The organism is Streptomyces sp. NBC_01450 (assembly GCF_036227505.1).
GTDB lineage: Bacteria > Actinomycetota > Actinomycetes > Streptomycetales > Streptomycetaceae > Streptomyces.
In genome coordinates, this window is sequence record NZ_CP109480.1 from 5,354,615 (window position 1) to 5,372,243 (window position 17,629).

At 70.6% G+C, this 17,629-nt stretch carries 12 protein-coding genes and 1 pseudogene; 1 reads left to right on the plus strand and 12 read right to left on the minus strand.

Annotated features, from left to right (window positions below; all coding sequences use genetic code 11):
• Window positions 1-90: 90 nt before the first annotated feature.
• The 9 genes and pseudogenes from tmk to bldG all read right to left on the minus strand — a co-directional run bounded on the left by tmk (window position 91) and on the right by bldG (window position 14,011).
• The gene (gene tmk, locus OG568_RS23790; protein ID WP_329533026.1) at window positions 91-3,315 is read right to left on the minus strand and encodes a dTMP kinase; all 3,225 of its coding nucleotides are present in this window, start codon (window positions 3,313-3,315) and stop codon (window positions 91-93) included.
• Between the two features lie 180 nt (window positions 3,316-3,495).
• Window positions 3,496-6,309 (minus strand): type I DNA topoisomerase, encoded by a 2,814-nt coding sequence (topA, locus tag OG568_RS23795; protein ID WP_266627117.1) that lies wholly within the window; start codon window positions 6,307-6,309, stop codon window positions 3,496-3,498.
• Between the two features lie 237 nt (window positions 6,310-6,546).
• Window positions 6,547-6,744: a hypothetical protein gene (locus OG568_RS23800; protein ID WP_266627115.1), complete on the minus strand. Its 198-nt coding sequence runs from the start codon at window positions 6,742-6,744 to the stop codon at window positions 6,547-6,549.
• Between the two features lie 461 nt (window positions 6,745-7,205).
• Window positions 7,206-7,733: pseudogene (locus OG568_RS23810) on the minus strand (serine/threonine-protein kinase); the annotation flags it as partial.
• Between the two features lie 81 nt (window positions 7,734-7,814).
• On the minus strand, window positions 7,815-9,344 hold the full coding sequence (locus OG568_RS23815; RefSeq protein WP_443077737.1) for a DUF7059 domain-containing protein: 1,530 nt from the start codon (window positions 9,342-9,344) through the stop codon (window positions 7,815-7,817).
• A 274-nt stretch (window positions 9,345-9,618) separates the two neighbouring features.
• Complete coding sequence (locus OG568_RS23820; RefSeq protein WP_329533028.1) at window positions 9,619-10,203, minus strand: small secreted protein; 585 nt, start codon at window positions 10,201-10,203, stop codon at window positions 9,619-9,621.
• Window positions 10,204-10,414: 211 nt separating this feature from the next.
• Window positions 10,415-12,820, minus strand: coding sequence for a sodium-translocating pyrophosphatase (locus OG568_RS23825; RefSeq protein ID WP_329533029.1), 2,406 nt, complete (start codon window positions 12,818-12,820; stop codon window positions 10,415-10,417).
• 299 nt (window positions 12,821-13,119) lie between these two features.
• The gene (locus OG568_RS23830) at window positions 13,120-13,554 is read right to left on the minus strand and encodes an ATP-binding protein (protein WP_266438019.1); all 435 of its coding nucleotides are present in this window, start codon (window positions 13,552-13,554) and stop codon (window positions 13,120-13,122) included.
• A gap of 115 nt (window positions 13,555-13,669) precedes the next feature.
• The gene (bldG, locus tag OG568_RS23835) at window positions 13,670-14,011 is read right to left on the minus strand and encodes an anti-sigma factor antagonist BldG (RefSeq protein WP_010986038.1); all 342 of its coding nucleotides are present in this window, start codon (window positions 14,009-14,011) and stop codon (window positions 13,670-13,672) included.
• 80 nt (window positions 14,012-14,091) lie between these two features.
• Here bldG and OG568_RS23840 point away from each other — a divergent pair, with 80 nt between their 5' ends.
• The gene (locus tag OG568_RS23840; protein WP_329533030.1) at window positions 14,092-16,545 is read left to right on the plus strand and encodes a DEAD/DEAH box helicase; all 2,454 of its coding nucleotides are present in this window, start codon (window positions 14,092-14,094) and stop codon (window positions 16,543-16,545) included.
• Here the strand turns inward: OG568_RS23840 and OG568_RS23845 are convergent.
• The 3 genes from OG568_RS23845 to OG568_RS23855 form a co-directional block, all read right to left on the minus strand.
• The gene (locus OG568_RS23845; protein ID WP_443077880.1) at window positions 16,511-16,933 is read right to left on the minus strand and encodes an Rv3654c family TadE-like protein; all 423 of its coding nucleotides are present in this window, start codon (window positions 16,931-16,933) and stop codon (window positions 16,511-16,513) included. The genes OG568_RS23840 and OG568_RS23845 overlap by 35 nt on opposite strands.
• 62 nt (window positions 16,934-16,995) lie before the next feature.
• Window positions 16,996-17,433: a TadE family type IV pilus minor pilin gene (locus tag OG568_RS23850; RefSeq protein ID WP_329533031.1), complete on the minus strand. Its 438-nt coding sequence runs from the start codon at window positions 17,431-17,433 to the stop codon at window positions 16,996-16,998.
• Complete coding sequence (locus OG568_RS23855; protein ID WP_266438038.1) at window positions 17,420-17,626, minus strand: DUF4244 domain-containing protein; 207 nt, start codon at window positions 17,624-17,626, stop codon at window positions 17,420-17,422. The genes OG568_RS23850 and OG568_RS23855 overlap by 14 nt, the downstream gene beginning before the upstream one ends.
• Between the last annotated feature and the right edge of the window lie 3 nt (window positions 17,627-17,629).

The following is a 17,629-nucleotide window of genomic DNA, read 5'->3' on the forward strand; positions in this document are numbered from 1 at the left end:
GCCACTGACAACGGGTCCCCCCGACCGTCCCCCCGGCCGCCGCTCTCGGCACCGGCTCTCAGCGGCACCGGCTCTCAGCGGCACCGGCTCTCAGCCGCGGCGGCCGCTCCGCCCCTCGCGCCCGTCGTCCGGCTCGTCCTCGTCACGCGGGCCCAGCAGCTCGTCCGCCAGAGTCGGAAGGTCGTCGAGCGGGGTTTCCTCCGCCCAGTCGGGACGGGGGCGGCGGCGGGGAGCACCCTCGGCATCGACCTGCGGCAGCTCGCGCGTACGGTCGGCGGCCTCTGCGGGCCGGGCCCCCTCGGGCCGGGGCTCCGGCCGCTCGTCGCGGAAGAAGCCCGAGGGCACCCGGCCCGTGGGATCACCCGCGCCGGCGCCCGTCGCGGCATTCGTGCCCGCGTCCCGTACAGGGGGAAGCACGGCCGTCTCGTCGGCCGCGCCCGCGTCCCGTACCGGCGGCAGCACAGTGGTCTCGTCCGCGGCCCCCGGAACCACCGGCCGGAGAACGGCCGTCTTCTCGGCCGCCTCCTCGGGCACGGGCGGCTTCGGCAGCTTGGCCGTCTCCTCCGAGTCGGAACGGGAACCCTCGTGGCGCTCTCCGGAGCGCGTCACGACCGGCGTGGGCAACGTCGTCTCGTTGTCGGCCACGGGACCCGCGACCGCCGACTCACCAGAACCCACAGCCGCCGAAGCGGAAGTCGAAGCCGCCGTGGCCGCGGCCGCCGCCGCTGCTGCCGCCGCCGACTCCGCAGCGGTCCGCCGCGCTTCCTCCGCCCTCAGCAGCGCCTCCTCGGCCTTGCGCTGCTTCTCCAGGCGGCGCTCCTCCGCCTCGGCCCGCAGCCGTGCCTGCTCCTCGGCCAGCTTGCGCAGCCGGTCCTCCTCGGCGGCCCGTGCCTGCTCCTCGGCCAGCAGCCGCGCCCGCTCCTCCTCGGCCCGGCGGCGGGCCTCCTCGGCGCGCTGCCGGGCCTCCTCCGCCTGCCGCTCGGCCTCGCGCCGCTGGGCCTCCTCCAGCTCGCGCTGCTTGCGCTCCTCTTCCTCCGCCCGCAGCCGGGCGAGCTGTTCCTGGCGCTCGCGCTCCAGTCGCTCTTCCTCGGCCTTGCGGGCGGCCTCTTCCTCGGCCTTGCGCCGGGCCGCCTCCTCGGCCGCCTTGCGTGCCTCCTCCTGGGCCTTCACCTCGGCCTCGGAGAGGGGCAGCATCACGTCGAGCCGGTGCCGGACGACGGTGGTGACCGCCTCGGGCTCCTGGGCGGCGTCGACGACCAGGTACCGGCCCGGGTCGGCCGCGGCCAGCGTCAGGAATCCGGACCGCACACGCGTGTGGAACTCGACCGGCTCCGACTCCAGGCGGTCGGGCGCCTCCGTGAAGCGCTCGCGCGCCGCCTCCGGGGAGACGTCGAGGAGCACCGTCAGATGCGGCACCAGTCCGTTCGTCGCCCACCGGTTGATGCGGGCGATCTCGGTCGGGGACAGGTCCCGGCCAGCTCCCTGATAGGCCACCGACGAGTCGATGTAGCGGTCGGAGACGACGACGGCACCCCGCTCCAGCGCGGGGCGCACCACCGTGTCCACGTGCTCGGCACGGTCGGCGGCGTACAGCAGCGCCTCCGCGCGGTGCGAAAGGCCCGCCGACGACACGTCCAGCAGGATCGACCGCAGTCGCTTGCCGACCGGCGTGGCGCCCGGCTCGCGGGTCACCACGACCTCGTGGCCCTTCGCCCGGATCCACTCCGCGAGCGCTTCCGCTTGTGTCGACTTCCCGGCGCCGTCGCCGCCCTCCAGGGCGATGAAGAACCCGTTCGCGGTGGGAGTCTGCACCGGGTCGTCGCCGCCGCGCAGCGCGTCCAGCAGGTCGTGTCGCAGCGGCACTCCGGAGCGGTCGTCGACCTTGGCGAGCACCAGGGCGGCGACCGGCAGCAGCAGAGCGCCGACCAGCATCAGCGTGAAGGCGGCGCCTCCGTGCGCGAACACGAACTTGCCGTTCTCGAGCCGGTGCGGGCCGATCGCCGCGGCCACCACGGGCGCCAGCAGGGCGCCGAGCGCCACGGAGACCCGTACGACCGCGTGCAGGTGTTCCGTCGTACGCGCCCGCCGGTACTCCTCGGTCTCCTGGTCGAGCAGCGCGTGCCCGGTGTTCGCGGCGACGCCCGCGCCGATGCCCGCGAGGGCGGCGATCAGCAACACCGTGGTGACGTCCGGGACCAGACCGGCGGCCAGCAGCGCGATCCCGGTGAAGGCGATCACCAGCGAGAGCAGCCTGCGCCGTGACAGCGACGGCAGCACGGAGGGGGCCGTCCGGATGCCGATGACGACGCCCCCGGTCAGCGCCAGCACCAGCAGGCCGTACGTGACCGGTCCGCCGCCCAGGTCCTTGGCCTGCAGCACGGAGACGGCGACGGCGGCGGCGATCGCCGCGGCGACGGCCGCGCAGGCGAGCACCAGGAGCGGGATCACGCCGGTACGGCCCTTGTCGACGTCCGTGCCCGTCCTGGGGCGGCGCAGACCCTCCAGGGGCGAGCGCGCACGCGGGGTGCGGGTGTCGGGCAGCTGGAGGGACGTGAGCACGGAGAGCGAGGCGGCGAACAGTCCGGCGGCGACGTACGAGGCGAGCGCCGCCTGGTGCTGGTCGAACCAGGCGATCCCGGCACCGAGCAGGTTGCTGACGAGTGACACCACGACGAGCGTGGCGGCCGCGATCGGCACCGCCACGAAGGCCGTACGCAGCGACAGGCGCCGCAGCGCGTCCAGGTGATCCGGCAGCGGACGTACGGTGGCGCCCTCCAGCGGCGGCGCGGGCAGCAGCGCGGGCGCCGCGCTCTCCCGGCACACCGTCCAGAAGCGCTCGGCGACGCCGGTCACGAAGGCGACGACGAGGAGGGCCGCGAGTGCGCTGTCGGGGGTCCAGTCGATCCACAGGGGCGCGAGGAGCATGAGCACGGCGCGCAGTCCGTCGGCTCCGACCATGGTCCAGCGCCGGTCGAGCGGCCCTTCCTGGGACGTCAGCGAGGTGAGCGGCCCGAGGAGTACGGCTCCGAAGAGCAGCGTGGCCAGAATGCGTGCCCCGAAGACGGCCGCCACGGCGAGGGCGACCCCACGGTAACCACCGCCGAAGGAGCCCTCCGCGATCGCCGCCTGAAGGACGAGGACGACCAGCACGAGCAGGGCCAGGACGTCGCCGACACCGCCCACCAAGTGGGCGCTCCACAGCCGTTTCAGCTGAGGTCGGCGCAGCAGCGCGCGGACGGCGCGCTCGCGGGAATCCGCGACCAGGGCGTCGTCGGTGGCCGGGTTGGGGGCCGTTGGCTGCTCGGCTCGCGTCATCCTGCAAGCCTATCCGGCCCCAGTGACTGCCCGAAGGGGTGCCCGAACATGTGGACGCCCCCACACCGAAAGGTGTAGGGGCGTCCACATGTGAATCCGACAGAGACCGCGAGACCCGGCAGGGACCGCGAGAGACCTGGCGCAGGCCGCGAAACCCGACCCAGGCCGCGGACCCGGACCTCAGTTCTCCGAAGCCGCCGTCTTCTTGGCGGCGGCCTTCTTGGCCGGAGCCTTCTTGGCGGCCGTCTTCGAAGTCGTCGTCTTCTTTGCGGCCGTCTTCTTGGCCGGGGCCTTCTTGGTCGCCGTCTTCTTGGCGGCGGCCTTCTTCGCCGTCTTCTTGGCGGGAGCCTTGGCGCGCTTCTCGGCCAGCAGCTCGTAGCCGCGCTCCGGGGTGATCTCCTCGACGCTGTCGGCGGAGCGCAGGGTCGCGTTGGTCTCGCCGTCGGTCACGTACGGCCCGAAACGGCCGTCCTTGACCACGACGGGCTTCCCGCTGACGGGGTCCTCGCCCAGCTCCTTGAGCGGCGGCTTGGCGGCCGCACGCCCGCGCTGCTTGGGCTGGGAGTAGATCTCCAGCGCCTCTTCCAGGGTGATGCTGAAGAGCTGGTCCTCGGACTGCAGGGAGCGCGAGTCCGTGCCCTTCTTCAGGTACGGCCCGTAGCGCCCGTTCTGCGCGGTGATCTCCACGCCTTCGGCGTCCTTGCCGACGACGCGCGGCAGGGACATCAGTTTGAGGGCTTCGTCGAGCGTCACCGTGTCGAGCGACATCGACTTGAAGAGTGAGGCGGTACGCGGCTTGACGGCGTTCTTGCCCGTCTTCGGGGTGCCCTCGGGGAGCACCTCGGTGACGTACGGGCCGTAGCGGCCGGCCCTGGCGATGATCTGGTGGCCCGACTCCGGGTCCGTGCCGAGTTCGAAGTCACCGCTCGGCTTGGCGAGCAGCTCCTCCGCGAGCTCGACGCCCAGCTCGTCCGGGGCCAGGTCCTCGGGAACGTCCGCGCGCTGGTGGTTCTCGGAGTCCTTCTCGCCGCGCTCGATGTACGGGCCGTAGCGGCCCACCCGCAGCACGATGTCGTTGCCGACCGGGAAGGACGACACCTCACGGGCGTCGATGGCGCCCAGGTCGGTGACGAGCTCCTTGAGGCCGCCCAGGTGGTCCCCGTCGCCGTTCCCGGCCTCGGCGGCGCCCCTGGCGTCGCCCTCGCCGAAGTAGAACCGCTTGAGCCACGGCACGGCCTGCGCCTCGCCCCGCGCGATGCGGTCGAGGTCGTCCTCCATCTTGGCCGTGAAGTCGTAGTCGACGAGCCGCCCGAAGTGCTTCTCCAGGAGGTTGACCACGGCGAAGGACAGGAAGGACGGCACGAGTGCCGTGCCCTTCTTGAACACGTATCCGCGGTCGAGGATGGTGCCGATGATCGACGCGTACGTCGACGGGCGGCCGATCTCGCGCTCTTCGAGCTCCTTGACCAGCGACGCCTCGGTGTAGCGGGCCGGGGGCTTGGTGGCGTGCCCGTCGACCGTGATCTCCTCGGCGGACAGCGGGTCGCCCTCGTTGACCTGCGGGAGACGGCGCTCGCGGTCGTCGAGCTCGGCGTTCGGGTCGTCCGCGCCCTCGACGTACGCCTTCAGGAAGCCGTGGAAGGTGATCGTCTTGCCGGACGCGCTGAACTCGGCGTCGCGGCCGTCGGAGGCCGTGCCCGCGATCTTCACGGTGACGGAGTTGCCGACCGCGTCCTTCATCTGGGAGGCGACGGTCCGCTTCCAGATCAACTCGTACAGCTTGAACTGGTCGCCGGTCAGGCCCGTCTCGGCCGGGGTGCGGAAACGATCACCCGAGGGACGGATCGCCTCGTGCGCCTCCTGCGCGTTCTTGACCTTCCCGGCGTACGTCCGCGGCTGGGCCGGCAGGTAGTCGGCGCCGTAGAGCTGCGTGACCTGGGCACGGGCGGCGGAGATCGCCGTGTCCGAGAGGGTCGTGGAGTCCGTACGCATGTACGTGATGAAGCCGTTCTCGTACAGCTTCTGGGCCACCTGCATGGTGGCCTTCGCGCCGAAGCCGAGCTTGCGCGAGGCCTCCTGCTGGAGGGTCGTCGTGCGGAACGGCGCGTACGGCGAGCGGCGGTACGGCTTGGACTCGACCGAGCGGACCGCGAAGTTCGTGTCCTGGAGGGCGGCGGCAAGCGCACGGGCGTTCGTCTCGTCCAGGTGGAGCGTGTTCGCGCCCTTGATCTGACCCAGCGAGTCGAAGTCGCGACCCTGGGCGATGCGCTTCCCGTCGACCGCGGTCAGACGGGCGACCAGGTTGGACGGGTCGCTGGCGTCACCGGCGCGGCCGGTGCCGAAGGTGCCGTTCAGGTCCCAGTACTCGGCGGAGCGGAAGGCGATGCGCTCACGCTCCCGCTCGACGACGAGTCGGGTCGCCACGGACTGCACGCGGCCCGCCGACAGCCGCGGCATGACCTTCTTCCACAGGACCGGCGAGACCTCGTAGCCGTAGAGGCGGTCGAGGATGCGGCGGGTCTCCTGGGCGTCGACGAGCTTCTGGTTGAGCTCGCGCGGGTTGGCGACGGCGGCCTGGATCGCCGCCTTGGTGATCTCGTGGAAGACCATCCGCTTGACCGGGACCTTGGGCTTGAGCACTTCCTGGAGGTGCCACGCGATGGCCTCGCCCTCGCGGTCCTCATCGGTGGCGAGGAAGAGTTCGTCGGAGTCGCGCAGCAGGTCCTTGAGCTTCTTGACCTGGGCCTTCTTGTCGGCGTTGACCACGTAGATGGGCTGGAAGTCGTGATCGACGTCCACGCCGAGGCGGCGCACCTCGCCGGTGTACTCCTCCGGCACCTCCGCGGCGCCGTTGGGGAGGTCGCGGATGTGCCCGACGCTCGCTTCGACGACATAGCCGGGGCCGAGATAGCCCTTGATCGTCTTCGCCTTGGCAGGCGACTCGACGATGACGAGTCGGCGGCCGCCGTGTGCGGTGTCGCTGGTCGGGGACAACTTCGCTCTTCTCTCCGGTCGACGCAGGGGGTCTCCCCCAGGCCTTGGTCCCGGGGGTCGGGTCATGCTGACGCTGCGGAGTGTGACGGTACATCCCGCCCCCGTGTCAAACGGGAAAAGCCCGCAACGGCCACTCGAACGGTAACCCGACTACCGCCATTCCTGCCGCCCGGAGTGTCCAGCATCCCTTTCGGGCCCATCCGGAGCGTGACCTCTCAGTTACTGGAGGCCCGGCTCTCACGCGCGCGTCAAACACCACATCCCAAGCGCCAGCGCACCCACTCCGGCGACGCTCGCGAGCGTCGCCGATGCGACGCGGTTCACACCGACGGCGACGGGCTCGCCGTGTCGCAGCCGCACCGCGGTCCAGATCAGCAGTCCGCCTCCGAACAGCGCGAACACCGTCCCCACAAAGATCGCAGGTCCACTTTCCACCGATATGCCCTTCCTCCCCGGGTCCCCAGGGTGGGGAGGCTGGCACCCTCCGGAAGCGGGCCGGAAGCGCGCGTGCGAACCTGCGGTGAACGCCGAGCAGACGGCACCCCCACGGACCGCTCGGACCGCTCGGACCGTAGTGGGGCCGGGTATCCGGCCGCTCGCCCGCGTAATGGTTCACGATCTTGTAGTTAATGTTCCGCGCCCTCCGTGCCTCCTTGCGGCGCCGCTTGGTGGCGATGTTCACGATGCCCAGGTCGATCCCGAGAAAGTCCACGGGTTCGACGTTCAGCTCGGCTTGATCCGCCCCGGAACCGTCCAGATCGAGACCCGGCGTTCGGCGGTCCGCCAGGACCGCATCCGGTCGTCGTAGGGCTGCGCGCCCCGCGGCCGAAAGACGATGGGCTTCTCGCTGGCTTTCCGGTAGCGCTTCGAGCCCGGCCCGGGTTCCTCACAAGAACAGGCTGAAGCGCGATCCCGTAGTCGGTGAGCAGCACGCGTGCGTAGGGGTCACCCGAAGAGTCGGGCGCCAGAAGGATGTTGGCCGGTTTCACATCCCTGTGGAGGATCCCGATCCGGTGTCCGGCGGAGAGCGCGTCGAGAACGGCGAGCCCGATCCGGGCGGTCCGAGCGGGCGACAGCGGCCCCGACTGCCGCACGACCGCCTGTAGATCGACCGCGTCCGGCACGTACCCCACGACGATCCACGGCAGTCCTTCGTGCACCACCACGTCGTGCGCGGTGGCCACATGGGGATGCCCGCGCAGCCGGGCAGCGTGCTGGGCCTCGCCGCGCGCCCGGGCGACGCGCTGCGCGGGCTGCGTCGCGTCCATCGGCACGTCCGGCAGCGCGATCTCCTTCACGGAGATCGCGCAGGCCAACTCCGCGTCGTACGCGAGCCACACCCTCCCCATGCCGCCTCCCCCGAGACAGCGCGCCTCCCCCGAGGACGCATGCAGCTTGTCTCTTGAAGGCAGCTTCGCACGCACCACCGACAGGAGCCCTTTTACCGACCAATCCTGATCAATGTCGGCCAATCCCGTCAGAACAGGCACATGCGACTCAGCCCTTCACTCCGCGGGCTCGAGGAACCCTTGCTCCACCAGCAGCCGGATCTGCGCGGGCGTCCGGTCGCGCAGCAACACCGGGTCCTCACCGACCAATTGAGCGATGGCGTCCAGGATCCGCCCGGCGCTCAGCGTGCCGTCGCACACACCCGCGAAGCCCGCGCCGACCGTGTCCACCTTGGTGGCCCGGCGCATCCCGCGGTGCTGGCGCAGCACCACGTGTTCCGGGTCCTCCGCGCCGGGCAGCCCGACCTGCTCCTGAACGACCTCGGCCACGAGCCTGAAGTGCCCGGCGAGCAGGGCCGCGTCGTCGCTCGCCCGCAGGTAGTCGACGCGGTCGAAGTGTGCGCGCACGGTCTCACCGAGCGGCTGTTCGACGGAGTGCGGCCATTCCTCGACCGTGATCGAGGGCTCGGCGGTCGCCGTTCTGCGCAGCGTGATCCATCCGAAGCCGACGGCCTTGACCTTGCGGGCCTCGAACTCGTCCAGCCAGGCGTCGTACCGCGCCTGGTACTCGGCGGGGTCGTCGCGGTGGTCGCCCGCGTCGCGCAGCCACAACTCCGCGTACTGCGTGACGTCCTGCACCTCGCGCTGCACGATCCAGGCGTCACACCCGCGCGGCACCCAGGAGCGCAGCCGGTCCTGCCACTCCTCGCCCTCCACGTGCTGCCAGTTGGCCAGGAACTGCGCGTACCCCCCGTCGCTGAGCCGGTCTCCCGCCTGCTGAACGATCGTGCGGCACAGATCGTCCCCGCCCATCCCGCCGTCGCGATAGGTGAGCCGGGCACCGGGCGAGATCACGAAGGGCGGGTTCGAGACGATCAGGTCGTACGTCTCGTCGTCCGCGATCGGTTCGAAGAGGGAGCCCTGGCGCAGATCGGCCGCCGGGGCTCCGGAGAGCGCGAGGGTGAGCGCGGTGATGTGCAGGGCGCGCGGGTTGAGGTCGGTCGCGGTCACGCGCGTGGCGTGCTGCGCGGCGTGCAGGGCCTGGATCCCGGAGCCGGTGCCGAGGTCGAGCGCGGAGGAGACGGGCGTCCGGACGGTGATGCCGGCCAGCGTCGTGGACGCTCCGCCCACGCCCAGGACGACGCCCTCCTCACGGCTGCCGATGCCGCCCGCGCCGCCGACGGCGCACCCCAGGTCGGACACGATGAACCAGTCCTCGCCACCAGGCCCGCCGTACGGCCGGATGTCCACGGTCGCCGCGACCTCGTCCGCGCCCGCGCGGGTCAGCCAGCCGCTCTCCAGGCAGTCCTCCACCGGCAGCACGTCCCTCACGCGCGCGTGCGGCACGGGCTGCTGCAGCAGGAACAGCCGTACGAGCGTCTCCAACGGCGTGTCGCCGCGGGTCGCCCGGAGCGCGGGCACGGTCTCGCTGCGTGCCAGCGCCGCGTACGCGGGGGCGCCGAGCAGGTCGAGCAGACCGTCGGCGGTGAAGGAGGCGCCGAGCAGGGCATCCCGCAGCCGAGCGGCGACGTCGACGCGGTCGGACGAGGGCAACGGTGACAGGCTGGTGTGACTCACGTCCCCCATTGTGTCCGCTCCGGCCGAAAGGGACGTACACCTGTGGACAGAGCCCGCGCCGGTGTGGACAAGCCCGCACGAGGAGCCGTGGGGACTCGCGCGGGAGCCGTGGGCCATGCGGCGCCGTCGGGAGCCGTGGGCTTGCGCCGCGGGAGCCGTAGGGCAAGCACCACGGGCCCGGTACGCGCGCGTACCGGGCTCTTGGCGGATGGACGGGACGGATCCTGCTCTGCGGTCGCTCTCCAGGCGTTCTCCGGCCGTTCGCCGGTCGCTCTCCGGGGGGTCAGCCCTGGGTGGTCGCCGGCGAGGCGGACGCGGAGGCGGACTTGCAGCTCGCCTGCTTGGCCATCGCCTTGCCGACGTCGCCCGCTTCGAGCTCCTTCAGGGCGTCGGTCCCGGTCTTGCTGAGCTTCTCCAGCTGCTTGGCGACGCCGTCGAGACCGTCCGCGAACTTCGCCTGGTCCTTCGTGTTGAGCACGTCGGACTGCTTCCCCAGATCGGCGTAGGAGGCGGAGAGGGCGTTGAGCTCCTTGACCGCGTTCTCCTGCTTGATCTTGCCGCTGTCCACGTCCGGCGGGCCGGCCTTCTCGATGGCGGCCGCCATCGCCTTGTAGGCGTCGGAGATGTCCTGGAAGCCCTTGGAGTCGGCCTTCTGCACGTCCGCCGGAGCGCTCTGGTCCGTGGTCTCCTTCTGGATCGCGGTGTTGGCGGCCGCGATCTTCTGGACCTGGGGCTGCACCGCGTCACAGACCTGCTTGGCCCAGGGGTCCAGTTTGTCGTCCTTGGCACTACTACCGCTGCTGCATGCCGACAGCGCCAGCACCAGTACCGCACCGCCGGACAGCGCGGCCGCGAGCTTCTTGTTCACCGGATTGGTCCCTTCCGTGGCTCTCGGCCCCGGAACTTACACGCCACACGGGCGCCACCCCCATAGCGAATTTCCGATTTAGTGACTATTGAAGCCATTTGCTCCATGCGAGAGAAGGCTCACGACACGGGCGGGCGGCACACAAACGACGGGCGGGCGGCACGTCGCTGCGTGCCGCCCGCCCGTCGGGACCTGCCCAAAGGACCTAGCGCTACGAAACCACCGCGGCGTCGGCCGACTTCGACACCCGTTCCGCGTTGCCTTCGTCACCCACGGCGATCCCGCGCCGCTTGGAGATGTACACCGCGCCCACGATCACGAGGATCGAGAGCACCGCGATCAGGATGCGCAGACCGAGGTTCTTGTCGTCGCCGTACGAGAACTTCACGACCGCGGGTGCGATCAGCAGCGCCACCAGGTTCATCACCTTGAGGAGCGGGTTGATCGCGGGGCCCGCGGTGTCCTTGAAGGGGTCACCTACGGTGTCGCCGATCACCGTGGCGGCATGGGCCTCACTGCCCTTGCCCCCGTGGTGGCCGTCCTCGACCAGTTTCTTCGCGTTGTCCCAGGCGCCGCCGGAGTTGGCGAGGAAGACCGCCATCAGCGTGCCGGTGCCGATCGCGCCCGCCAGATACGAGCCGAGCGCGCCGACGCCGAGCGTGAAGCCGATGGCGATGGGCGCCAGGACGGCGAGCAGACCCGGAGTGGCCAGCTCCCGCAGGGCGTCCTTGGTGCAGATGTCGACGACCCGCCCGTACTCCGGCTTCTCCGTGTAGTCCATGATCCCGGGGTGCTCGCGGAACTGCCGCCGCACCTCGTAGACCACGGCCCCCGCGGACCGGGACACCGCGTTGATCGCGAGGCCCGAGAACAGGAAGACGACCGCCGCGCCCGCGATCAGGCCCACCAGGTTGTTGGGCTGCGAGATGTCCATCATCAGGTTCAGCGGCGCGCCCTGCCCGGAGACCTTCTCGCCCACGTCGTTCGCGGCCGTGAGGATCGCGTCCCGGTACGAGCCGAAGAGCGCCGAGGCCGCGAGGACGGCCGTGGCGATGGCGATGCCCTTGGTGATGGCCTTCGTGGTGTTGCCCACCGCGTCCAGGTCGGTGAGCACCTGCGCGCCCGCGCCCGTGACGTCGCCGGACATCTCGGCGATGCCCTGCGCGTTGTCGGAGACCGGGCCGAAGGTGTCCATGGCGACGATGACGCCGACCGTGGTGAGCAGGCCGGTTCCGGCGAGCGCCACCGCGAACAGCGCCAGGAGGATCGACGTACCTCCGAGCAGGAAGGCCCCGTAGACGCTGAGGCCGATCAGCAGGGCGGTGTAGACGGCCGATTCCAGACCGATGGAGATACCGGCCAGGACGACGGTGGCCGCACCGGTGAGCGAGCTCTTGCCGATGTCCCGTACGGGACGACGGGTGGTCTCGGTGAAGTAGCCGGTCAGTTGCTGGATGAGGGCGGCGAGCACGATGCCGATGGCCACCGCGACGACCGCGAGGATCCGCGGATCGCCCTCCTTGGCCCTGATCGCCGCGTCCGTGACGCCGTCGAGGTCGGCGTACTTCCCCGGCAGGTAGATGAAGACGGCCGCGGCCACCAGCACCAACGAGATCACCGCGGAGATGAAGAAGCCACGGTTGATCGCGGACATGCCACTGCGGTCGGAGCGCCGTGGTGCCACCGCGAAGATGCCGACCATCGCGGTGAGGACGCCGATCGCGGGCACGATCAGCGGGAAGGCGAGCCCGGCGTCGCCGAACGCCGCCTTGCCGAGGATCAGCGCGGCGACGAGCGTGACGGCGTACGACTCGAAGAGGTCCGCGGCCATGCCGGCGCAGTCGCCGACGTTGTCGCCCACGTTGTCGGCGATGGTCGCGGCATTGCGCGGGTCGTCCTCCGGAATGCCCTGCTCGACCTTGCCGACCAGGTCGGCGCCGACGTCGGCGGCCTTGGTGAAGATGCCGCCGCCGACACGCATGAACATGGCGATCAGCGCCGCGCCGAGACCGAAGCCCTCCAGGACCTTCGGCGCGTCGGCCGCGTACACCAGCACCACACAGGAGGCGCCCAGTAGACCGAGCCCCACCGTGAACATGCCGACGACGCCGCCGGTACGGAAAGCGATCTTCATGGCTTTGTGTGAGACGGCAGTGAGATCCTTTTCGGGTTCACCCTCGGCCGGGGTCGCTTCCCTTGCCGCGGCGGCCACGCGGACGTTGCTTCGTACGGCGAGCCACATACCGATATAACCGGTGGTCGCCGAGAACACCGCGCCGATCAGGAAGAAGATCGATCGTCCGGCGCGCTGATTCCAGTCGTCCGCGGGCAGCAGCATGAGCAGGAAGAACACCACGACGGCGAATACGCCGAGCGTGCGCATCTGGCGACCCAGGTAGGCGTTCGCGCCTTCCTGCACCGCCGCCGCGATCTTCTTCATGCTGTCGGTGCCCTCGCCGGCCGCGAGCACTTGCCGTACCAGGACACCGGCTACCGCCAGGGCCGCCAGGGCCACGGCGCCGATGACCATCACGATCAAGCGATTGTCATTGGTCAGTACTGCGGCTGCGAAGGTTGTGGGATGGTCAAACTGATGAGGGGTAGAAAGCCCCGCCATTCGTCCTCCTTGACGCCTGTGCTGAGCTCAAGATGTGGACGGATTGTAGGTACCGGAACCTGATCAAAACAGTGCCCGGTAAACGGAATTCGCCTTCACATGCCGATCAGCAAATGATCGACGGGCATCCATGGGACCCAAAAGAAGTAATGCCCCAAAAGCGTTGACGCTTGATCAAATAATCGCGTGATTGATCGTGAATCAATTCACGAAAAGGCCGGGGTCGAACCCGGCCGGGCGCGGGCATACAAAAAGGGCCCTGCTGAGCAGGGCCCTTCGAGTGTGTTGCGGGGGTGCGATCAGGGGACGAGCGCGGCCGGCGGCGTGGTCGGCCAGCTCATCTTGATCAGTCCACCGTGCTCACCGGAAGTGACCTCGACATCGTCGACGAGGCCGCTGATGACCGCGAGGCCCATCTCGTCCTCCTCGGCATCCATGTCCGGATCACCCGAGGCACCGGATGCCGTCTCACCGGGCGCCGAACGCGGCGCCTCGTCGCCGACCTCGATGGAGAACTGTTTCTCCTCCTCGATCAGCTTCACCTGCACCGGCGCCGAGATGCCGTTGCTCTGGTGCAGTCCGACGGCACGAGTACAGGCCTCGCCGACGGCGAGTCTGACCTCGTCGAGGACGGCCTCGTCCACTCCGGCCCTGCGCGCCACCGCCGCCGCCACCAGTCGGGCGGTCCTGACGTGCTCGGGCAGCGCGCTGAAGCGGAGTTCAACGGTGGCCATGCATCCCCCTCAACTACGGGCGTGCTGTCAGGGGGCCGGGCCGCCGAGGCCCGGTCCCCCGTCCATTGCTTCTACCGTCTCGGACACCACATCACTCGTGAGGCCCGGGACGGGGTCAGTCGGTGGCCGCTACCGCTTCCTCGACCGAGGTGTGGATGGGGAACACCTTGGTGAGGCCGGTGATGCGGAAGATCTTCAGAATGCGCTCCTGGTTGCAGACCAGTCGCAGCGAGCCCTCATGGGCACGCACACGCTTCAGGCCGCCCACCAGCACGCCGAGCCCGGTGGAGTCGAGGAAGTCCACGCCCTCCATGTCGACGACAAGGTGGAAATTGCCGTCGTTCACCAGCTCGACCAGCTGCTCGCGCAGCTTGGGCGCGGTATATACATCGATTTCGCCACCGACCTCGACGACCGTACGATCGCCGACGGTACGGGTCGACAGGGACAGGTCCACGGATCCTCCAGCACCTTGCTATCGAGCGGTCATCCCAAGGGACACCTCGGCAGAGCCCCCGGGACGGTTCGCCAGCCGCGATGGCATTCAATCACTTACCGGCAGGCGTGCACGACGCCTTGGGCCCATTGTCCGTCACGCCAGTGACACACTCGATGCCGATGGCCAAGAATCACCGATCCGATCGACCCTCGACGGACACCGCTTCCCGCCCCGATCCGGGCACGGTCCTGGACCGGCTCGCCTCGGGGCCGAGTCGGGCTTCGCGCATCACTCATACGGAGCACTTGCCCCCACGGGCGGGTCGCCATGCCGTATGGCCCGATCGGATCCGTTCGGAGGTCATCGCGGCGGTGCAGGCCGCGGGCATCGAGCACCCCTGGGCCCACCAGGCACTGGCCGCCGAGCACGCCCTGGACGGCGACTCCGTGATCGTCGCCACGGGCACCGCCTCGGGAAAGTCCCTGGCATACCTCACGCCGGTCCTGACAGCCCTCCTGGACGGCTCCGAGGCCCCGAACGGCCGTGGGGCCACCGCGCTGTACCTGGCCCCCACAAAGGCCCTTGCAGCCGATCAGCGCCGATCGGTGAAGGAACTTTCACAACCTTTGGGCAATGCCGTTCGCTCAGCCGTGTACGACGGCGATACTCCGTTCGAGGAACGCGAGTGGGTACGGCAGTACGCCAACTACGTCCTGACCAACCCCGACATGCTGCACCGCGGGATATTGCCCTCCCATCCCCGCTGGTCCTCCTTCCTCCGCGCCCTGAAGTACGTCGTCATCGACGAGGTGCACACCTACCGCGGCGTCTTCGGCTGCCACGTGGCCCAGGTACTGCGCCGACTGCGCCGAGTGTGCGCCCGCTACGGCGCCTCACCCGTCTTCCTGCTGGCCTCCGCGACCGCCGCGGAACCCTCGGTCGCCGCCCGCCGGCTGACCGGCCTCCCGGTCGTCGAGGTCGCCGACGACGCCTCGCCCCGCGGCGAACTCGTGTTCGCCCTCTGGGAGCCCCCGCTCACCGAACTGCACGGCGAGAAAGGAGCACCCGTTCGGCGTACCGCCACCGCCGAGACCGCCGACCTCCTCACCGACCTGACCCTCCAGGGCGTACGCTCCGTCGCCTTCGTACGGTCCCGCCGCGGTGCCGAGCTGATCGCGGTGATCGCCCAGGAGCGCCTCGCCGAGATCGACCGCTCACTGGCCCGGCGCGTGGCCGCCTACCGCGGCGGCTACCTCCCCGAGGAACGCCGCGCCCTGGAGCGCGCCCTGCACTCCGGCGAACTCCTCGGCCTCGCCGCCACCACCGCCCTCGAACTCGGCATCGACGTCTCCGGCCTGGACGCCGTCGTCATCGCGGGCTACCCGGGCACCCGGGCCTCCCTGTGGCAGCAGGCGGGCCGCGCCGGCCGCTCGGGGCAGGGCGCACTCGCCGTCCTCGTCGCCCGCGACGATCCACTGGACACGTTCCTCGTGCATCACCCCGAAGCCCTGTTCGACCAGCCGGTGGAGTCCACCGTCCTCGACCCCGACAATCCGTACGTCCTCGCCCCGCACCTGTGCGCCGCCGCCTCCGAAATCCCCCTCACGGAAGAGGATCTGGAGCTCTTCGGACCGGCCGCCCCCGGTCTGCTGCCACAGCTGGAGGCCGCGAAACTGCTGCGCCGGAGAACGACGGCGTGGCACTGGACGCGTCGGGAGCGGGCCGCCGACCTGACCGACATCCGGGGCGAGGGCGGCAGTCCGGTGCAGATCGTCGAGGCCGGGACCGGGCGGCTGCTCGGCACGGTCGACGCGGGCTCCGCGCACACCACGGTCCACGAGGGCGCGGTCCACCTCCACCAGGGCCGTACGTACCTGGTGAAGCACCTGGACCTGGAGGACTCCGTCGCCCTGGTCGAGGAGGCCAACCCGCCGTATTCGACGGTCGCCCGCGACACGACCTCCATCTCCGTCCTGGAAACGGACACCGCCGTCCCTTGGGGCGAGGGCCGGTTGTGCTACGGGTCCGTCGAAGTCACCAACCAGGTCGTCTCCTTCCTGCGTCGTCGTGTCATCACCGGTGAAGTACTGGGCGAGTCGAAACTCGACCTCCCTCCTCGTACGCTCCGCACGCGCGCCGTGTGGTGGACGGTCACCGAGGACCAACTGGACGCGGCCCGGATCAACCCGGAGATCCTCGGCGGCGCCCTGCACGCCGCCGAGCACGCGTCGATCGGCATGCTCCCGCTGTTCGCCACCTGCGACCGCTGGGACATCGGCGGCGTGTCCATCCCGCTGCACCCGGACACGCTCCTGCCCACGGTCTTCGTGTACGACGGCCACCCGGGCGGCGCGGGATTCGCGGAGCGTGCCTTCCACACCGCCCGCGCCTGGCTCACCGCCACCCGGCAGGCCATCGCGTCCTGCGAGTGCGAGGCCGGCTGCCCGTCCTGCATCCAGTCCCCCAAGTGCGGCAACGGGAACGAGCCGTTGCACAAACGGGGCGCTGTGCGGCTGCTCACGGAACTTCTGCGGGGGGCGCCGGAGGGCTAGGCTCCTGCGGTGTCGCGGGTCCGGCTCTTGACCTGACCTCCGCGTCGAAGGGCCTGGAGCCCGACACGGCCGTGACGTCCGAGACCTCGCCCTCCACGGCGCACCGCACCAGCCGGGCGTGCTGGGCCCGTGCCACCCGGTCCGCCTGGGCACAGGCCGCCGTGCCGCCGTCCGCCCAGTGGTCCGCCGCGGCGAGCGCGGCCAGGTCGGCCGCCCCCGCCGCACGGTGCCGGACCGCGACCGCCTGCCCCATGGCCAGAACGGCACCGAACACGACACACAGCACGGCGATCGCCCCGACGGTCCAGACGGTGGCCGACCCCCGGTCCGAGCAAAGAGTCCCGTCGGTGTCCGACGGAAGACGGCGGCCGATGTCCCGGCCGCGGATCCGGCGGGTGCGCCATCTGTTCCAAGCGGCCGTCCACCCTGCGCGACCAGGGCTCCAGACCCTCATCCCCTCACCACCCCCACCGTCTCCTCCGCCAACGCCACGGCCTCGTCGCTCAGCTCCAACGACAGCGCGTCCGGTCCCGGCGCACTCGCCTTGACCATGACCCGGACGAGGTCGCCCTCCCGGGTCACCGTGACCCTGGCGCCCCGCGGGGCCGCACGGCGGGTCGTCGCCAGCACCGTGTCCGGCGGGTCCTGGCGGGCAGCCGCGCGGGCGCCCGCCCTGGCCGCGTCCACGCACTGGATCTGCGCGGACGCGGCGAGCAGGGCCCAGACCAGCGCCATTCCGACGAGCACCAGCGAGGGCAGCACCACGGCGGCCTCGGCGGTCACAAATCCCTGGTCCCGGGGCCGGCCCCGGGACCGGCTCTGGCTCGGATTTCGGCCCCAGGCCCGATCCCGGCCCCGACCAGCCGTCCCGCGTTCACATCGGCGCATTGAGCGCCCGCCCCACGATGTCCTGCAACTCCGCGCCGACCTGGCCGCTCGTCACCACCTTGTAGAGCACCGCCGCGAAGGCCACCGCCGCGAGGACACCCACCGCGTACTCGGAGGTGACCATTCCCGCGTCCCTCCGTGCCGCCAGAGCCCGCAGCCACGCCCGCATCCGTACGCCTACCGTCTTGCACATCTC

Excerpts from the sequence above, each read along its gene's own strand:
- OG568_RS23855 (WP_266438038.1), bottom strand. The coding sequence starts at position 17,626 with ATGTGCAAGACGGTAGGCGTACGGATGCGGGCGTGGCTGCGGGCTCTG.
- OG568_RS23840 (WP_329533030.1), top strand. The coding sequence starts at position 14,092 with ATGGCATTCAATCACTTACCGGCAGGCGTGCACGACGCCTTGGGCCCA.
- OG568_RS23830 (WP_266438019.1), bottom strand. The coding sequence starts at position 13,554 with ATGGCCACCGTTGAACTCCGCTTCAGCGCGCTGCCCGAGCACGTCAGG.
- OG568_RS23815 (WP_443077737.1), bottom strand. The coding sequence starts at position 9,344 with ATGGGGGACGTGAGTCACACCAGCCTGTCACCGTTGCCCTCGTCCGAC.
- OG568_RS23825 (WP_329533029.1), bottom strand. The coding sequence starts at position 12,820 with ATGGCGGGGCTTTCTACCCCTCATCAGTTTGACCATCCCACAACCTTC.
- tmk (WP_329533026.1), bottom strand. The coding sequence starts at position 3,315 with ATGACGCGAGCCGAGCAGCCAACGGCCCCCAACCCGGCCACCGACGAC.
- OG568_RS23850 (WP_329533031.1), bottom strand. The coding sequence starts at position 17,433 with ATGCGCCGATGTGAACGCGGGACGGCTGGTCGGGGCCGGGATCGGGCC.